This window comes from Microbulbifer mixtoriginis (SeqCode) (genome assembly GCF_052467515.1).
In genome coordinates this window covers 388,395-406,683 of record NZ_CP174314.1, presented here as the reverse complement: position 1 = coordinate 406,683, position 18,289 = coordinate 388,395, and the positions used below count along the sequence as shown (strand labels likewise).

General features: G+C 52.2%; 11 protein-coding genes. 5 read left to right on the top strand and 6 right to left on the bottom strand.

Going from position 1 to position 18,289, the window contains the following annotated elements; genetic code table 11:
* Nucleotides 1-43 precede the first annotated feature (43 nt).
* The 3 genes from ACJJIT_RS01615 (at nt 44) to ACJJIT_RS01605 (ending at nt 3,640) form a co-directional block, all read left to right on the top strand.
* On the top strand, nt 44-1,516 hold the full coding sequence (locus ACJJIT_RS01615) for a Ppx/GppA phosphatase family protein (RefSeq protein ID WP_444899745.1): 1,473 nt from the start codon (nt 44-46) through the stop codon (nt 1,514-1,516).
* 73 nt (nt 1,517-1,589) lie between these two features.
* The gene (locus ACJJIT_RS01610; protein WP_444899744.1) at nt 1,590-3,056 is read left to right on the top strand and encodes a protein adenylyltransferase SelO; all 1,467 of its coding nucleotides are present in this window, start codon (nt 1,590-1,592) and stop codon (nt 3,054-3,056) included.
* 161 nt (nt 3,057-3,217) lie between these two features.
* Complete coding sequence (locus tag ACJJIT_RS01605; protein ID WP_444882859.1) at nt 3,218-3,640, top strand: DUF2147 domain-containing protein; 423 nt, start codon at nt 3,218-3,220, stop codon at nt 3,638-3,640.
* Between the two features lie 117 nt (nt 3,641-3,757).
* Here ACJJIT_RS01605 and ACJJIT_RS01600 read toward each other — a convergent pair whose 3' ends face one another.
* The 4 genes from ACJJIT_RS01600 to ACJJIT_RS01585 all read right to left on the bottom strand — a co-directional run bounded on the left by ACJJIT_RS01600 (nt 3,758) and on the right by ACJJIT_RS01585 (nt 8,878).
* Entirely contained in the window at nt 3,758-4,837 is a 1,080-nt protein-coding gene (locus tag ACJJIT_RS01600; RefSeq protein ID WP_252083418.1) for an HlyD family secretion protein, read from the bottom strand.
* The gene (locus ACJJIT_RS01595; RefSeq protein ID WP_444899743.1) at nt 4,830-5,321 is read right to left on the bottom strand and encodes a MarR family winged helix-turn-helix transcriptional regulator; all 492 of its coding nucleotides are present in this window, start codon (nt 5,319-5,321) and stop codon (nt 4,830-4,832) included. The genes ACJJIT_RS01600 and ACJJIT_RS01595 overlap by 8 nt, the downstream gene beginning before the upstream one ends.
* 107 nt (nt 5,322-5,428) lie before the next feature.
* Entirely contained in the window at nt 5,429-7,678 is a 2,250-nt protein-coding gene (parC, locus tag ACJJIT_RS01590; RefSeq protein WP_444899742.1) for a DNA topoisomerase IV subunit A, read from the bottom strand.
* A gap of 999 nt (nt 7,679-8,677) precedes the next feature.
* Nucleotides 8,678-8,878, bottom strand: a complete 201-nt coding sequence (locus ACJJIT_RS01585) for an antitoxin VbhA family protein (protein WP_444899741.1) — start codon at nt 8,876-8,878, stop codon at nt 8,678-8,680.
* Nucleotides 8,879-10,047: 1,169 nt separating this feature from the next.
* Between ACJJIT_RS01585 and ACJJIT_RS01580 the strand changes: the two genes are divergently transcribed.
* Nucleotides 10,048-10,653, top strand: a complete 606-nt coding sequence (locus ACJJIT_RS01580) for an ABC transporter ATP-binding protein (RefSeq protein WP_444899740.1) — start codon at nt 10,048-10,050, stop codon at nt 10,651-10,653.
* Nucleotides 10,650-11,456 carry an ABC transporter permease gene (locus tag ACJJIT_RS01575; protein WP_444899739.1) on the top strand — a complete coding sequence of 269 codons (807 nt, stop codon included), beginning with the start codon at nt 10,650-10,652 and terminating at the stop codon, nt 11,454-11,456. Before ACJJIT_RS01580 ends, ACJJIT_RS01575 begins: the two co-directional genes overlap by 4 nt.
* 392 nt (nt 11,457-11,848) lie before the next feature.
* Here the strand turns inward: ACJJIT_RS01575 and ACJJIT_RS01570 are convergent, their stop codons facing one another.
* Both ACJJIT_RS01570 and ACJJIT_RS01565 read right to left on the bottom strand, forming a co-directional pair.
* Nucleotides 11,849-12,199 carry a hypothetical protein gene (locus ACJJIT_RS01570; protein ID WP_444899738.1) on the bottom strand — a complete coding sequence of 117 codons (351 nt, stop codon included), beginning with the start codon at nt 12,197-12,199 and terminating at the stop codon, nt 11,849-11,851.
* Nucleotides 12,193-18,252: a toxin TcdB middle/N-terminal domain-containing protein gene (locus tag ACJJIT_RS01565; RefSeq protein WP_444899737.1), complete on the bottom strand. Its 6,060-nt coding sequence runs from the start codon at nt 18,250-18,252 to the stop codon at nt 12,193-12,195. Before ACJJIT_RS01565 ends, ACJJIT_RS01570 begins: the two co-directional genes overlap by 7 nt.
* Between the last annotated feature and the right edge of the window lie 37 nt (nt 18,253-18,289).

The following is an 18,289-nucleotide window of genomic DNA, read 5'->3' as shown; positions in this document are numbered from 1 at the left end:
AGAGTAGCTTGCCGTCTTAACTAACACGGGTCTTAGGATGTCGATGCAATCACCAAGTGAGCGCTACGTTGCGCTCGACCTCGGCTCCAACAGCTTCCACCTGTTGTTAGCGGAATTTCGCGATCAACGCATGGTACGCCTGCATACCGACCGCGCCATGGTGAGACTGGCAGAGGGGCTGGACGCCCACCACCACCTAAACCCCGTGGTATCGGAGCGCGCCCTGACCGCTCTCACTCGCTTTCAACCTGTACTACAAAAACTACCGGTGGATCATATTCGCGTCGTCGGTACCAATACCCTGCGCGCCGCCGCGGCTAATGCCGATGGTTTTCTCGAAGAAGCCGAATCCATTCTCGGCGTGCCCGTGGAAATTATTAGCGGTATTGAGGAGGCACGCCTGATTTACAGTGGCGTAATGGCCGCCGCCGACGGCCCACCACGGCTTCGCTGCATTATCGACATCGGCGGTGGCTCCACCGAACTGGTGCGCGGCAGCGAATCCCCCCAACAGTTACAAAGTCTGGAAATGGGTTGCGTTTCCTACAGTAGGCGCTTTTTTGCCGATGGCCTGATCAGTGAAAATACCGTCAACCACTTTAAGCGCGCACAGCGCGCCGCCCGCGCCGAGTTGCAAGGGTTACAACACATTGCCGCCGAAGCGGAAGTTATCGGCTGCTCTGGCAGCGTGAAGGCGGTTTCACGGGTACTGAATGGAGGAGAGGTGGCGGATATCGTGCACGAGGATATCGACCGTCTCGCCAAAGAAGTTGCCAAAGTGGAGCATATCGCCGAACTGGAGCTGCCCGATCTCGACGAGGAGCGGCACCCTGTATTCGCCGCCGGCCTGGCAATCCTGCACGCCATCTTCTGTGAATTGGATATCCAGCACATGGAGGTTTCGCCCTATGCCATCCGCGAGGGCATAGTGCATGACCTGGCGGGACGGCTGCACGGTGGCGATCGCCGTGCCAGTACTGTAGACGCTGTGGTACAGCACTGGCAGATTGACCAGAACCAAGTGCGCCGAGTGAACGACACCGCCCTCAAACTATTGCAGCAATTGCGCCCCGAATACCCGCTGGAGGGAAGGCAACGACTGCGCTGGGCCATCCAGCTACACGAAGTGGGGCTGGCACTCACCCACAGCAGCTTTCGCAAGCTCGGTGCCTATATGATCAAGCATGCGGATATGGCTGGATTCTCCAACGGCGAACAGGAGCACCTGGCCTACCTAGTGCGCAACCAGCGCGGTCCAATCAAAGCACCAAAAGAGCACTACGGTTTCCACCCAAGCCCAGATTTACTGCTGTGTCTGCGCCTTGCCAGCATTATTCATCGCGACCGCACAGAGCGCACTTTGCGGGGAATCAACTTGGCAGACCAGGGAGATGCCTATCGCTTGCAAATTGAGCGTGAATGGCTGGATAGCAGCCCGGCGATAGAGGAATTGCTTTACCAGGAGGAGCAGCACTGGCAATCACAGACACGCCCTCTACGCCTACTTGCGGTATAAGCGTCCCTGCGAATAGCGATTAATGCCGGTAACATGCCTGGCAACATTTATTTTTAGCCCAAACCCAAAATCTATGAAACTCAGCGAAGTTACCCTCAGCCACCGCTACGCCGATATGGGCGATGCCTTTGGCCGCCGCATCAACCCCACTCCCTTCAAGCATCCACAGCTTATCGATATCAATCCCGCTGTGCTGCAGCTGCTGGGTATCAATGCCGCTGAGGCGAGTAATCCCGACTGGGCCCAACTGGGGTGTGGTGCCAAATTGTTTCACGGCAGCCGACCCTTTGCCATGAAGTACACAGGCCATCAATTCGGCGTCTACAACCCGGATCTGGGCGACGGCCGTGCCCTGCTGTTGGGGGAAGTTGAACACCAGGGCAAAAGCTGGGAATTACACCTGAAAGGTGCCGGCCAAACCCCCTATTCCCGCTTTGGCGACGGCCGCGCAGTGTTGCGCTCCACCATACGCGAATATCTCGCCGGCGAGGCCCTAAGTGGCCTGGGCATCCGCTCTACCCGCGCGTTGAGTATCGTCGGTAGTGACGAGCCGGTAACCCGCGAGCAAATTGAAAAGGGCGCCATGTTGATCCGCGTGGCCGAAAGCCATGTACGCTTCGGTCACTTCGAATACCTGTTTTACACCAAGCAGCTGCAGGCCCAACAACAGCTTATCGGCGAGATCTGCCGGCGTTTTCTCCCCGACTCCCAAGAACTCAGTATTGGTGAACAGGCAGAGGCCATGCTGCGCTTTACCACCAGACGCAGTGCTGAACTGGTGGCGGGCTGGCAGGCGGTGGGTTTCGCCCACGGCGTATTGAATACCGACAATATGTCGATTATTGGCGACACCTTCGACTACGGCCCCTATGCCTTTCTCGATGACTACGACCCCACCTTTATCTGCAACCATTCGGACCATACCGGCCGCTACGCCTTCGAGCAGCAGCCCGGTGTAGTACTTTGGAACCTGAATGCCTTGGCTCACGCTCTCTCCGGCTTTGTCAGTGTAGAGGCACTGCGAGACTGCCTGGAGCAGTTCCAACCCCAGGTGACCGATGCCTTTGCTGCGAGGATGCGCGCCAAATTGGGGCTCACCACCGAGGAGGAGGGCGATCAGGCTCTCTGCGCAGATCTACTGCAGTTGTTACAACAGGGGGAGGCAGACTATACCCTCTTCTTCCGCGCTCTATCCCACTACCGCGGAGAGCGTCCCGCCCAAGGAATTCAGGAATGTCTCACCGAGGCTCAGCACAGCGCCCTCGAGCAGTGGCTGGGGCACTACGATCGACGCCTGGCGCGTGAGCACAGTGATTCCTGCGCCCGCAACCGAGCGATGCTGGCAGCAAACCCCAAATACCTATTGCGCAACTACTTGGCACAGAAGGTTATTGAGGCCGCCGAAACCGGTGATTACCAACCCTTGCGTACCCTGCGCCAGCTACTGCAGAGCCCATTTGACGAGCACCCTCAACACGAAGTCTGGGCCAGTGCCCCTCCGGAATCCGGCAAGCGCATCCCGCTGAGCTGTAGCTCTTAATAGGGCCAAATTGGTACAACTTGCGAACAAATTGCTGGTATTTGCGGTCAAATGTCGTCTGTATGCGGTTATTTTTTTACCCGATGATGACTTATGCGGTGTCGCTGCAAGTGACTTGCTGTAAGATCTGGGTCACCCACTGAATAGAGGAAAACCTACAGATGATCAGAAACCTGCTCCTGGCCACATTCGGCCTGTTGTTCGCCCTGCAGGCCAATGCCGCAGATGTTGTAGGCAAGTGGCGCACTATCGATGACGAATCCGGCAAGCCCAGATCCATCGTGGAAATTTATGAAAAGGACGGTAAGTACTTCGGCAAGATCGTTCAGCTGTTGCTGAAGCCCAATGACACCATTTGCGAGAACTGCCCTGGTGACCTAAAGGGCAAGCCTCTGGTAGGAATGGACGTGATCACCAATATGGTGCAGAAAGGCAAGAAATACGAAGGCGGGGAAATTATGGACCCGGTGAAAGGCAAGGTGTACGACTGCAAGCTCTGGCTGGAAAACGACAACACCCTGAAAGTGCGTGGGTACCTCGGTTTTCTTTACCGCACCCAGACCTGGCACAGAGTCGAAGAGTAAATTACAGGGCCCGCATTGCGGGCCTTTTTTTTGGCCGATTGCCACTGGTTAGCCAGATTCTGACAGCCAAACCGACCGCTCCAACGCACAGCGCAAATCCCAGCCACTGAAGTGCTTCTAGAGAACCACCCTGCCACTCTCATCGGTAGAGGCGCGTGCGGATACTACCTTGGCATCCTCACTGGTATCGATACGCACCTTAGCACTCATACCCGCGCGGAGCGGCGGCGCATCCTTGAGGGGGTAGAGGCGCAAACGCACCGGTACCCGCTGTACTACCTTGTGCCATTCACCGCTGGCATTCTGCGGCGGAGTAGGTGAAAACTCACTGCCACTGGCCGGACTCATGCTGTCCACCTGGGCCTGCCATTCAAAGTCCGGGTAGGCATCGAGGGTCACCTCCGCCTGCTGGCCCGTGCGCACCCTGGCCAGCTCGGTTTCTTTAAGGTTGGCCTCTACCCACAGGCCGCTGGTGCCCACCATAAACAGAAGGCTCTCGCCGACGGTGGCCATCTCTCCGACTTGTGGCAGGGTATTGGCGATCACGCCATCCATAGGTGCAATAATACGGGTACGCGACAGTTGATAATTGGCCTTGTCCAACTGCGCCTGGGCCACCTTGAGGTCGGCCTGCTCTTCCAGGGCCACACTGGGGTCGCCGCCCAGCTCGGCACGCAGACTGGAGAGCTTTTCCGCATTGATGGTGATCTGCGCGCGGGCCCGCTCCAGCTGCTGACGGGCGCTATCCAACTCCGCTTCAGAGAAGGCCACCTTGCCCAGTTTTTCATTGCGCTCCAGTTGGCGCCGGTAGAAATCTGCATCTTTGCGCGCCTGCTGCAGGGCGGCATCCGCCTCGGCATATTCGGCGCGGCGCGCCAGCAGATCATTGCGCACCTGAGCCAGGCGCGCCTCAGCTTCGGTCACCGCCAGCTCATAAGCCGTGCGGTCAATTTGAATCAACAACTGGCCCTTAAAAACCGGCTCATTGGCACTGACCAACACCTTGGTCACCACACCATGAACTTCTGGTGCCAGGGAAACTTTATCCGCCTTTACATAGGCGTTTTGCGTCTCGACGATATCGCCGCCGCCATACAGGCTCCAGCCGGCCGCCAGGGCGACAAACGCCAATCCCAGGGCGGCCCCCAGCTTGCGCATCGCACTCGGCTTTAGCTTCAGGTGCAGCTTGTCAGTCACATTCAATCTCTTCGCCTACCAGATTCTTGCGCAGCCGCCCGAGCAGCGTCTGCAGTTGTCCTATTTCCGCCGCAGTAAAGCCATCCAAGGCGTGACTGCGGGTCTCCTCCGCCAGGTCTCCCAGCAGCGCCATAGCCGGCTGTGCCCGGTCGGTCGGATAAATCCTAAAACAGCGCCGATCCTGTGGATCGGGCCGTCGCTCCACCAGTCCTTCGCCCTGCAACTTGTCGAGCAGGCGCGCCAGGCTGATCGGTGCCATCTCCAGGCGTCCCGCCAGGGCAGTTTGCTTCAGTCCCTGCTCCCGTGTCAGATGCCAGAGCACCTGCCAGCGGGCATCGCTGAGGCCGTGATCCCGTGCTCGGCGGTCAAAGTTACGCCGCAACAGGCGCGCCGCGCTATGCAGCGCAAAGCTCATCTCGGTTGCGCTGTCTTTTCCGGACCCGCCCATCCCTGACATAGTCTCCCCCTTTTTGAGGGCGCTCATTATAAGCCTGCTTATTATTTCATCAATGCGCGGCTTATCAATACTAAAAACTGGCAATAAAAAAGCGGTCACAATGACCGCTTTTACCGTGCCACATTAGTAAAGGCTTATTTTTCCAGCACCTCGATGCTATCGACCTTCTGAAAGCCCCGTGGCAGCTTGTTGCCCCGTCGGCCACGCTCACCGCGGTAGTGCTCCATTTCCGAGATCTTGATCTTGGTATGGCGCTTACCGGCATGCACGACCAGCTGGTTTTTACCCTCCAACACGGCGATTCCCACCACCACTTCCTCGCGGCTAGCAGCCCGTGCGGCAGTGATATTGATAATCTTATTGCCCTTGCCTTTCGATAATTCCGGCAGCTCTGTGACGGGGAATACCAGCATGCGACCCTCAGAGGTTACCGCCGCCAACAGTGCCTCTTCGGGACTATCTAACAACTGCGGCGGCAAGACCTGAGCACCTTTGGGCAGGGTCAGCATGGCCTTGCCCGACTTGTTGCGCGACTGCAGGTCGGCAAGCTTGGCGATAAAACCATAGCCCGCATCGGAGGCCAACAGAACCCGCTGGTCGTCCGACCCCATGAGCAGCCCCTCAAATGTGGCACCGGAAGGCGGGTTGATACGGCCACTCAATGGCTCGCCCTGGCCCCGCGCTGATGGCAAGGTATGGGAGGCGATGGAATAACTGCGCCCGGTGCTGTCGAGCAACAGCGCCGGCTGGTTACTCTTGCCGCGCGCGGCAAAACCGAGATTGTCACCGGCCTTATAACTCAGTGCCGCCGCATCGATCTCATGACCTTTAGCGGCACGAATCCAGCCTTTCTCAGAAACCACCACGGTAATGGGGTCGGAAGATAGCAGCTCCGATTCGCTAAATGCCTTGGCTTCCTCACGGGCCACGATGGGCGAACGGCGTTCATCGCCGAACTCCTTAGCTGCAGCCAGTAATTCTTTCTTGATCAAGGTTTTAAGGCGGCGCTCACTGTCCAGAGTCTTGGTCAGGGTATCGCGCTCTTTCTCAAGCTCCGCCTGCTCACCGCGAATTTTCATCTCTTCCAGGCGCGCCAACTGGCGCAGCTTGGTATCGAGGATGTAATCCGCCTGTATATCCGTCAGCTCGAAGCGGTCCATCAGCTCCTGCTTGGGCTCGTCGCTGGTACGGATAATCTCGATCACTTCATCGATATTGAGGAAGGCTACCAACAAGCCGGCCAACAGGTGCAGGCGCTTCTCTACTTTATCAAGGCGGAACTGCAAGCGGCGGCGCGTGGTAGTGGCGCGGAAGGTTAGCCACTCGCGCAGGATCTTATCGAGGGACTTCACCTGCGGACGGCCATCGATACCGATCATATTCATATTGACGCGGTAGTTGCGCTCCAGGTCGGTGGTAGCGAATAGGTGATTCATCACCGATTCCATTTCCACCCGGTTGGACTTAGGCACAATCACCAGGCGGGTGGGATTTTCGTGATCCGACTCATCGCGCAGGTCGCTCACCATCGGCAGCTTCTTCGCCTGCATCTGCTGGGCGATCTGCTCCAGCACCTTGGCGCCACTCACCTGGTGGGGAAGCGCGGTAATCACAATATCGCCGTCTTCCTTACTCCACAGGGCGCGCATTTTGATAGAGCCGCGACCACTGGTGTAAATCTTACGAATGTCTTCGCGCGGGGTAATAATCTCCGCCTCAGTAGGCATATCCGGACCGAGAATATGCTCACATAGCTCTTCCACTGTGGCCTTGGGGTTTTCCAGCAGTGCCACCGTTGCGTTAACCACTTCGCGCAAATTGTGCGGCGGAATATCGGTGGCCATACCCACGGCAATACCGGTGGTACCGTTTAACAGGATATTCGGCACCCGCGCCGGCAGCACACAGGGCTCATCCATGGTGCCATCAAAGTTTGGCTGCCAATCCACTGTGCCCTGGCCCAGTTCCGACAGCAGCACTTCAGAATATTTGCCCATACGCGACTCGGTGTAACGCATAGCCGCGAAGGACTTGGGATCATCCGGCGAGCCCCAGTTGCCCTGGCCATCAATCAGCGGGTAACGGTAGCTGAACGGCTGTGCCATTAACACCATCGCTTCATACACGGCACTATCGCCATGGGGATGGTACTTACCGATTACATCGCCGACCGTGCGCGCGGACTTCTTATACTTGGCGGTATTCTTCAGGCCCAGCTCGCTCATGGCGTAGACAATTCGCCGCTGTACAGGCTTCAGGCCGTCACCAATATTCGGCAGGGCGCGATCCAGGATCACATACATGGAGTAATCCAAGTACGCCTTCTCGGTGTACTCCTTTAACGGCAGGCGCTCTGTGGCCTCATAGACAGAGGTGTCGGTCATACAGCACTCGTTATTCGATTCGGAAGGAGCGGATTATGGCGGACTGGGGCGGGAGGTTCAAAGGGGGGTAAGTTACTATTGCTAGGCCAATATCTCTAGATTGGGAAGAACCTCGACATCGGTAAGCTTGAAAGCAAAAATTATTTCACCCGGCTACTCGACTATAGACTGCTGCAACTTGCATCTACTGGGGTTGCCAGACCCAAGCCTGAACCTGGTTACCTGTCCACAGCAAAACTTATAAGAAGTAGATCAAGCTTATTAGCTCTGCAACACTTTCATCTCTGGCAAAAGCTTCTACTTACAAGCTTAAAGCCTTTTAACTATCCATAAATCGCTTATTATTAATTTTTTACAAAGTAAATTTTTTCTTGTTTTAAAGCAACAACTACTATCTTTTATATGCCGAGTAAACAACATCAAGATCTTCAAAAAACTTCATACTTGGCAAAGCAATCCTGATTACCTACTTTTCACTCAACTCTTGATTACATATAAACCGTAGGGAGTTCTAAAAAATGAGGCTTTTGTTTAGAGTTCCCTAAAAGCAGAGTGAACGCTCGGCGAACTTGATTGAAAGGGTAAGGTGTGAAGAGCAACGAACCCCTTCATCATGCTGGACTATTTGAAGAGCCTGCTAGAACCGCCAAGCTTGCTTTTCTACGAGCCGCTCGTCTTCACTACCAAACTTTTTACCTTTACTAATCTCTACTTTTCTTGTTTTCCCCGCAAATGGGTACACATGTCGAAATAAGCGTCGATGGATCTCACATAGATGTACAAGATCAAAGGTGGGAGTCACGGGAGAGGCTATCAGATCTGCCAATGTGCGCTGAGTGATCACCCTTTCCGCTTCGTTAAGAGATGACGTATCAGTAAATCCTAACAAGTTCTTTAGGCATTCTGAATTGTGCAACAAGTACGGATCGTACTCATAAATATCATATTGGGCGTAGGCATCCATGTCTCAAAACTCTAATGGTCTAAAAGCTAATAAATTTATTCTTTCGTTTTGGTATTTTGAGCTTTGAAGGCATCCACTATTTTCTGAATATCTTCTTCTGCATCAACTTTTCCAGAAATGATATCTCTCATCCGCTCTTCCTCTTCAGGAGCCACCTTGAGGCCTTCTATTCGGCATGAACCCGCAGCCTGAGCAGCGAGGAATTCAGCGGTGATACGCTTATCCTGCGTTTTCATAAAATCCTCCCCTATTCTGGGGAAATACTGTTTTAGACGTTCGATCTATTGTAAGGCTTACCTTAGGACCTCTGTCCCTTCCTGTCTATCAGGTGGTTTAAGGATAAATTTTGTGATGACTGACACTCATTACGCCACTATCAAATCCTAGACTAACTGGTTCTCAGGCAAGTCTTCATAAAGCATTGAGCCCCAAAGTCTCATCAGTAGTTTCCACTTAATCCATGACTGACCGCGGCCTAACTGCCTTATCAGTCAATCTCCCTTTACCCAACTAGCCATATACACTGGATATGCTATCCAGAAGTACATTACATGCTTCTTTTCTTCCACCTAAGAACCCGTCTTGTGTCAACCCATTTCACTGATTCTAAGATTAACCTCAAAATAACATATCAAACTTGACTTAACTGAAAAGACAGCCGAAAGATTGATATATCCAAGCATTTTTAAGAAACTTATTTCTTGACCTAGAAAAGCAGCCAACTAGGTGAAAAAACCAATTAAACCAACTCATATTTATAGTTACATTAAGTAAATAAAAAGCAAAAACCTACACAAGCATGCATCAGGACCTTCTCACCAACACTAATTCAACATACTCACCGGACTCGACAATATTCAGTTTGACCCTCCTTTTTTACCTTTAAAACAATGCAACAATTAAATTATTTGACAACAAAAACTTCGTCTATCCAAAAAAAAACAGGATTATAAAATTTTTTTAAAATTTATCTTAAAAACTTTTTCAAGCACCCTCAACCAACCACTCACATAAATATTTTCAAAGCAGCACTAAATTCAGCCGCTTTTTATAGGCAGACCCAGCACAATTTCCAACAGGGAGATTTTCACCTAACAATCTTTCGAGATTGCTATTCTTCATCAGAGTTCATGAATACCAAAAGAAGATAGGCCTCCAATGAGACTCACCCCCCTATCAACCCATTCTAAAATCATATTAACAACTGACACAGATAGCAGCCACTAAAAATATTAGCATGAAAAATTTAACCCATTAATATGACATTTAGCTTCCAAATTATTTCATCAGGAAAATTAATATTCTGGTTATAATATCGAAGCAGGTTTATTTATAGAGAACAGGTTTATCCCTCAGTCCTTAAGAAGCCTAGAAACCCAATAAATAGAAGTAAGCAGCAAGAATCATGTCTAAACTACATATAGAAAAGCTGAGTAACGATTTACTTCAGAAAGTAGATCTAGCTATAGCGCCAGGCGAAGTTGTTTGCTTATCTGGCCCCTCAGGATCTGGTAAAAGCCGCTTACTACGTGCCATCGCCGATGTCGATCCTCACAACGGCCAGATCTCTCTTGGCAATAATTTACAAGAGGCTATGTCTGGTCACCAGTGGCGCCGCCAGGTTATGTTGGTACCGGCACAAAGTGCCTGGTGGTACGAGACAGTGGGCGAACACTTTAATCAGCCGATGGAGCAAGCGTTAAAAATATTGGGGTTTCCCGAGGAGGCAACAAAGTGGCAGGTAAGCCGGCTCTCTTCCGGGGAGAAACAGCGTTTGGCACTTATTCGTGCGCTTTCCTACACTCCACAGGCACTTTTACTGGATGAACCTACTGCCAATCTGGATGCAGATACTACGAGCAAAGTAGAAACATGGCTTATGGGTGAAATCAACAAGCACCAATACCCCGTCATCTGGGTGGCGCATAATAGAGAGCAAATCCAACGAGTAGCCAGCAGACATATTGAAATTCAAGGCAGCTGTCTTGTCGAGCGGGAACTATCTAAATGAGTATGATCGACCTTTCCTGGTGGCAGTTATCGCTGGCTGCAGCACTGGTAGTTGCCCTGGCAATTTGCACCCATATTGCCCGATTACAGCTCGGTAAACCGCTGATTATTGCGGCGGTGCGCACGGCGATACAGCTGGCGCTTGTAGGAATCATACTGGAAGCGCTATTCGCCGTAGGCACCCTGTTATGGGTGAGCCTGTTAGGGCTGGCGATGTTATTGTTTGCCGGGCAACAAGTCGTCTCACGGCAAAAATATCGTCTACGCGGAGGCTGGAGTTTTGCCATTGGCACTTTATCCATGCTGGTTTCCGCATTTAGCGTGACAATATTAAGCTTGGTGATTCTCATTGGCCCCCAGCCCTGGTACCAACCGCAATACTCTATTCCACTACTGGGGATGCTTCTGGGGAATACCATGACCGGTGTTGCCCTGGGCCTGGATCGACTAACAGAAAGTATGCGGCGTTCACAGGATATTATTGAAAATCGTCTAATGCTGGGGGAAACCTGGCGGCAAGCCAGTATTGAATTTCGACGGGATGCGATGCGCGCGGGGTTGATGCCAACGATCAATATGATGGCTGCAGCCGGTATTGTCTTTCTACCCGGTATGATGACCGGGCAGATACTAGCCGGTACCGCGCCTACTATCGCGGTGAAATATCAGATTTTGATTATGTTTACGATTGCTGCGGGTACTGGGTTTGGTACTTTTGTGGCAGTCGCATTGTGTGCGAAACATTTATTTGATGATCGTGAGAGGCTTTGCCTAAGTAGATTAAAAATAGAGAGTAACAGTTAATTGAGACATTGAGTGCTGCCATCTTTTTAAGAAGGCTTATAAGTTCATATTAAGAAGAACAAACCCTAATTCAAACAGAAACATATGAGACATGAAGAAAAAACAAAAAATAAAAGTTTAATTGTTCCCCCAAAAATCTACCCAAGCACCCAAGCACCCAAGCACCCAAGCACCCAAGCACCCAAGCACCCAAGCACCCAAGCACCCAAGCACCCAAGCACCCAAGCACCCAAGCACCCAAGCACCCAGAAAATGTAATCACTGAGTACCTGGAAGCCTAATAAAAAAATGAGCAAGTAAGTTAGATCGGACTTTATCTCACACAGAAGCTTCACTAACTTCAGCCACTATCTGCACTATAAAAAGTCAACACGCTAACGTTTACCAGACCTCTATTTCTTATATGTTTTTTTCAACATTTCATGTTGTTTTAACCAAGTCTTATCTTGAGATTTTTTCGTAACACTTACAAGAAAATCTAAATCAGAGTACAAGTCACAGGAAATCTTTAAATTTGACTGACCTAGCACCTCCACATCCTTCCCATAATATTTAAGGATCAACATAAGATTATCTCGAATCTCTGTACTTAAATCTTCAGATCCCAGCTCATAAGGGTTCTCCCCAGGTTTTACATTCATAAAAACCGGACGAAACTCACACTCAAGATCTTTTGCGCACACCTCGGCACCAGCCATCAAGAGTGCGAAAGCTATAGTGCTCTTAATAATTGAACTTACCATTTCACGTTCTCCGTCCACTCTGATTGCATATCAAATTCCTTCGCCCTTCCACCTTCTACCAATTTATTTCCTGACTCATCGCCGACTCTTCCAAAAATTGGGACTGTCGCACTCAAACCATCGTGCCAATCATAGCGATCATACCAAACATGTCGAATAGTACCTGTAATGGTTACTGTCCCATCTCCCCCTGCTTCGAGATTGAAATATCCATATGATGTAAGAGTCGAGGTTCCGCTAGCATAATAAAACTCAGAAAACAAATCTGCCTTGACTTGAACATCCCAATAATCCGCATCCCAAGTTGTTTCTCCGGAGTTCATTAAATCAGCTTTTTCCATCAAGGTATCGTAAAAGCGTTGCTTATTTAGTTCTACTCCTTCCTTAATTGATGGTTGCTGAAGAAGCCATTCTGAAGGTATTTCAAAAGGATCTTTTTCTTGGCTCATAAAGTTTTCTAATACACCAGCAGCAATATCCCAACCTTTCCTCTTGGCTCCGACAATCATAGTTTTGTACCTAGCTTCGATTGCTAGTAACTCCGCTTTATTAGCTACCTTCCCTCTTCCATCATTTAGCTTAATGGCAGCTTCGCCATTCGGATCCACATAATTAATTGGATTATTTCGCGCATAACGATAAGGCGTCCAACGCTGTGGATCTACAAAACGTCCCGAATGGTTTAGCACTGGATCCGGGCTAATAAAAGTACCAAAGTCAGACTGCAGGTAGCGTCGTTCGAAGTAACCTAAACCCGTGGACTTATCCAGCTCTTTACCCGCATAGCGGTAAGGTGCTGCGGTACTATCACCGAAGACATTTTCCAGCTCGCCGTAAGACTTATAGGTAAAGGCATTAACGATCTTGCCAGCCTTATCCAGAGTCAGGTCGGTAGAACCTACGTGTGTGTGCAGGTAATACTCAGTCGGCGTGAACACTTCCCCACTCTGGTCACTGCGGGCAATACGTTTCTGGCCAACACTGATGTACTTCAGTAATTTGCCATCACGTACTTCACTATCTCCGTCAATATACAGGGTGACACTGCGGGCTCCGCCTGCACGTTCGGTGATTTTAAAGCGGCGCTGGTGTTTAAAGTCATAACCGTACTGGTCAGCGGCTTGCTGATTACCGGCGTAAGTCAGGCGCTGGTCGTGGTCCCAGTGGTAGGTCTGGTCACCGGCTTGCGTACGATTACCGTTGTCATCGTATTCAATCAGGCCTTCAGCCCAGCTCAACGCTTGGGGTCCGGGCAGGCTGCCACGGCTGCTGCGGTTGGAGGCGCCGTTGTTATTATTGTCATTGCTGCCGCCGTAACGCAGATCTGTGATCTGGGTATTTCCAGCGGTGGCCATATCTGCCAGGTCGACACTCGCGCGGCCCACTTGCAGCAGGTTGCCAATTTTGTCGTAGCTGTAATAAACCTGCTCGATATCGTCGGCAACACCGGTCAGGCGGTAGACATCGTCGTAGCTGTAGACAATATTTTTTGCCAGGGAGGCTGCCTGGGCACTGGTTGCGCCGAGTTCGGCAGCCATTGCGGCGAGAGCGTCGCTGGGGCGTTTGTCGTCGATACCGAGTACATTGGAGACGGCATCAAAACGGTAATCCCACTGTTGCAGTGGCAGGGCGTCCCCGCTGCGCTGGGTGCGCAAGCCAGCCAGTCGCTGGCGCTCGTCAAAGCCCCAATCAGTTTCAACACCATTGGCCAGCCCTTGGTGCTGCAAAACCCCATTGGCGGTATAGTCCAGGCGTTCCACCACTCCCGGGATACGCTCGAGTAAACCGCGGGCGTTGTATTCGAAGTTCACCCGGCTATTGTCGGGGTAGAACTGCTGTGTCATACGCCCGGCACTGTCATAGGCGAAGCGCGAGGTATAGAGGGGGCTGTCAATTTGCGGGCCGATGATCTTACGCTGGCGCTGTACCACTCGGCCGCGTGCGTCATAACCCCATTGCTCGAAGCCGGCTTGGTCGGTCACTTTGGCCAGGCGCCCAAGCAGGAAGGCACCGCCCTCTTCGCCGCGCTGGTCGTACTGGTAGCTGACTACCGGTGAAGTAGAGCCCAGCTGCAAGCCCGGTTGCCAATTTGCGCCGCTGGGAGCTTCTCCTCGCGGCGATAATTGATACTCGGCAAAGAGACGGTTGGCGCCGTCGTAGCGATAGTGCCGCTCCTGCCCCAGGGCATCGCGGGTGGCCAGTAGGTTGCCGGCATCGTCAAAGTACTGCCAGCGCTGTCCGCGGTTGGGGTCGTCCAAGAAGCGCATGCGCCCCAGGTCGTCGTAGTGCATGGTGCGCACATTATTTTGTGCATCCTGCAGGCGGGTAAAATTACCATTGAGGTCGTAGTCGTAATAGGTGGACCAGGTGGCACCACCGATGCCGCCCTGGGTATTGGCTCCAACAATTTCATCGACTTGCCTCAGGCGGTATTCACCCTGCGCCGTTTGCAGGCCATCAAACACCAGTTTTTTGGCGGCGCCATGGTGAACACTGTTCGCACGGGTTTGCTCTTCATCTTCCAGCACCTGTGCCATGGGCAAATAGGTGATGCGATTGAAGACACTTTCCCCACTTTGCGCGGTATAGGGCTGATAAACCTCCTGGGTACGCCCTTGGGCGTCGTAAAGATATTGTCGGTGGTGCTGACCTTTATCATTAGCGCGATAGGCGAGCCCCTGAGCAAAGTAAGGCAGTGCGGTCTGCACTACCTGGCCGCGCGCATTAAAGTTACTGTGATCGCTGACCACAACCTGTCCCGGTTGCTCGGCTTCACTGCGCACCATCAGGGTGCGGCCCAGACCGTCGTAAAAACGGCGGCTGTCGATGGTACCGCTAGCACCACTCCGCTCGCGCTGGCGAGTCTCTACCCAGCTGATACGGTGACCATCTACCATCTGCGCCAGTTGGTAATCGTACTCGACCGTGGGGAGTTGCAGGCTGTCCCCTGGCTTGGCCATGGCGGTGAGGCGTCCATGGCTATCGTAACCATATTGGGTCTGCTGCCCGTTAAAGTCGGTGTAGTCGGTAAGTACACCGAGGCCCTTGTCATAACCCGCACGAGCGGTGAGCCAGCGGCTGCCGGTATGCAAACCCACTTCTGTTGGGAAGGTGTGATATTGCGAGTCGTAAGTGACTTTGGTTTGGTGGCCTGTGTTGGCGTCCCACAAGGGGTCATAACTTTGAATGCGGTTGCCGAAGGCATCGTAGCGGTGGCGCTCTGCGGCAACATAGGCATCTGCACTCTCAGCATCGTGCCAGAGTCGACGCAGGGTCAGGTTGCCCTTGGAGACCGCGCCTAAATTACCAGCGGAGAAACTTTCATCATCGTAGAACCACTGCTCTTTGGCCACAGCGCGGCCCGATAGGTCGGTAACCTTGCGCTCTAGCGGTAGGTGCAGGAACCAGTGGCCCTGTGCAGAGGCGGATTCCGCACTGAAGCGCAATTGGGTAATACGCTCATCCTGCCAGTTGCCATCGGTACGGCCCAGCTCTTTGATATAAGTGGTATTGCCGTAATTATCGTAGTCATACTCCCAGGCAAGGGTCACGGGGGTACCACTGCCCCGCTCCAGCATATGCTGCTGGCGTTCGGTCATAGCCGCAAACTCGACTTTGCGGCTTTCCTCGGCATAACCGGACAGCAGTTGGCGCAACTCCCACTGATTTTCCTCGCGCCAGAAAATTCCGCCGAAGGCATCGCGGGTTTCTATTTGTTTGATCTTGCCCTGTAGGGCCTCCTGTTCGGTGCCATCGGCTTTTTGGCCCAGGTGGAATTCGTAGCGGGTTGCCAGTGTCGGGGTACTGGCATCGCCCACGCGACGCTCTTCACTGTGTGCAAAGCCCTGGAATTCTTTATCGGCAGCATCGTAAAAGCCGTCCCAGTAATCCATCTCGGTGGTTTGCTGTTCACCACCGCGGCCATCATCCACAACAACGCGCTTAAGTACCTGCATTGCCACAGGGATACCCTGCGACCAGGGGCTGTTACCCTCGCGGTCTCTCACCATCTCCTCGACAACAGAGCCGTACTCCAGGGTCGTCAATGCACCCAGGCCATTGTCGATTGTTTTTAGCTGGTTCGGTTGCTCAGTGGGGAACAGTTCGGCGAAGTAAAAAGTATCAGCACCGCGACCGGGGCTGTACCAAACAATATCCGTAGAGCCGTTACCATTAATATCGACCAGGCGCACCTCTTCGGGAGCAACATTGCCTTGGGCCTGGATCAGTTGTGGCTGGCTAAATTGGGCTAATTGATGTTGGTTGCTGTTCAGGCCCTGGTTAAGCCAGATGGATACATGGGTTCCATTCAGATACACCAGGTCAGCGCGGCCGTCGGCATTGATATCAGTAACACGAACATTCTTGAGGTTGTGTAACGTATCGGGACTATTGGCAAACACTACTGCGGGAGCAAAACCCTGCAGGCCACGGTTAGCGTAGTAAGCCGCGTAGCCATTGCTGACCCAAACCAGATCAGGCAGACCATCTCCGTTCATATCCCGGAGAAAGACATTGGGATCACCCAAACGCATAGCTGCGGTGCCTGTGGGCATCGGCAATTGAATAGGCTGTGACCAGCCATCGGGATGGTTCAGCTGCACCACATGGGATAAAACCTTACCGCTGCTATTGGTTATCGTCGCAAAGACATCGATACGTTTGTCATTGTTGATGTCCAGCATATCCACATGGGGACTATCGAGAGGAATATAGAGTCCATCTATAGCACCGCTATACTGCCAACTATAGTTATCATCAAGATGAAAGTAATGGGTACTACCAGAGCTATACTGCAATAGATTCACATCACCAGCGCCATCAATATCAGCCCAGGTGACCGAGTCACTGGAAATACGGCTGGTAGTGAAAGTATTCATTTCACGATAACTCTGCCATTGCGGCAGGCCATCTTTATCAGGACCTAAATTAAGCCAGTAAACGTCTTTATTCGGTGCCGTGTTAACAACATCTGGCAAACCATCCCGGTTAATATCCAAGAAGGCAACGTCGGGGTTATTCAGTGGTACCTGACTCGCAGCCGGCATCGGTGACATAAACACCTGATCCTGCTGGTAGTGGGTGTAGCCATAGCGCATTGGTGGCAGGGTTACCGTAGATTCGCCCTCGCCTGCACTGGAATGGACTTCCTGTAACAAAGAGAGGCTTTGCCATTCCGTTAGCGGCTGATAGGAAAATTCGTATTTACGTAAGTGGCGCCCGGCAAATTGTGTTTCCACGCGCAGTAAGCGATAAGCGGTTTTAATCTCAAAGCCCGCTTTATAATTTGTGAGGATGTCAGGGCGGTCTTCATAGTGAAACTGCACCGCCATATCGCCATTCGTATTATATTGAATCCTGTCCAGATAAATCTGAACACCATCATCCAACTTGCGATATTGATAGTCGATACGATTGCCATGGGTATCTTCTACCGCCTCTAGATACCAGGAGAATACCGATGTGCCGTTGTTGCCACTGACTCGGCTATTAGAGTCTTGCCCCAAATACCAACGCAGGCCGTTGGATTGAGTCACCAGCCAACCCTTCGACAGGCGCTCGTAGCGAGCAAAATCGCTGGCATTTTTGGTGCGATAAACACCGTCTTCCACCAGAACTAATTCTTCGCCCAGGTGATTGATAAACGTATCAAACTCATCAAACTCATCGATGCGACCATCGCGGTCGTTATCCTGCCGATCAGTCTGGCCCCACTCTGAATAATTAGGCAGGCCCTTGTCGGTTTGACGCTGGATATAGGGAATAACCAGTTTATGCCCCAGTCCCAATAGCCCGTTACCAAACCCGCTGTTGTATTCCAGTGATACATCCGGAGCCAGTCCATTACGCCCAGGGGGCACAGCCAAGTTCACTAGACGTGAACTGGTGCCGGTATTTAAATTAGGGGTGAAAGCCTCACCGAGCCCGGAGATACTGCCCGGGCCTGTCGGCAGATTGAGAACGGGTGCTTGCAAAGCGGTGTGTTCATTGGCGGCAACAGCAGCCGTAGATGACACAACCATGCAGCAAGAAAGCAATAAATTGCGTAGCATAAGCATCCTTGTTTTTAAAATCAGTGTTTCCTCAAAA

Coding starts and splice junctions, on each gene's coding strand:
- ACJJIT_RS01615 (WP_444899745.1), top strand. CDS start 44: ATGCAATCACCAAGTGAGCGCTACGTTGCGCTCGACCTCGGCTCCAAC.
- ACJJIT_RS01610 (WP_444899744.1), top strand. CDS start 1,590: ATGAAACTCAGCGAAGTTACCCTCAGCCACCGCTACGCCGATATGGGC.
- ACJJIT_RS01605 (WP_444882859.1), top strand. CDS start 3,218: ATGATCAGAAACCTGCTCCTGGCCACATTCGGCCTGTTGTTCGCCCTG.
- ACJJIT_RS01595 (WP_444899743.1), bottom strand. CDS start 5,321: ATGAGCGCCCTCAAAAAGGGGGAGACTATGTCAGGGATGGGCGGGTCC.
- parC (WP_444899742.1), bottom strand. CDS start 7,678: ATGACCGACACCTCTGTCTATGAGGCCACAGAGCGCCTGCCGTTAAAG.
- ACJJIT_RS01585 (WP_444899741.1), bottom strand. CDS start 8,878: ATGAAAACGCAGGATAAGCGTATCACCGCTGAATTCCTCGCTGCTCAG.
- ACJJIT_RS01580 (WP_444899740.1), top strand. CDS start 10,048: ATGTCTAAACTACATATAGAAAAGCTGAGTAACGATTTACTTCAGAAA.
- ACJJIT_RS01575 (WP_444899739.1), top strand. CDS start 10,650: ATGAGTATGATCGACCTTTCCTGGTGGCAGTTATCGCTGGCTGCAGCA.
- ACJJIT_RS01570 (WP_444899738.1), bottom strand. CDS start 12,199: ATGGTAAGTTCAATTATTAAGAGCACTATAGCTTTCGCACTCTTGATG.
- ACJJIT_RS01565 (WP_444899737.1), bottom strand. CDS start 18,252: ATGCTACGCAATTTATTGCTTTCTTGCTGCATGGTTGTGTCATCTACG.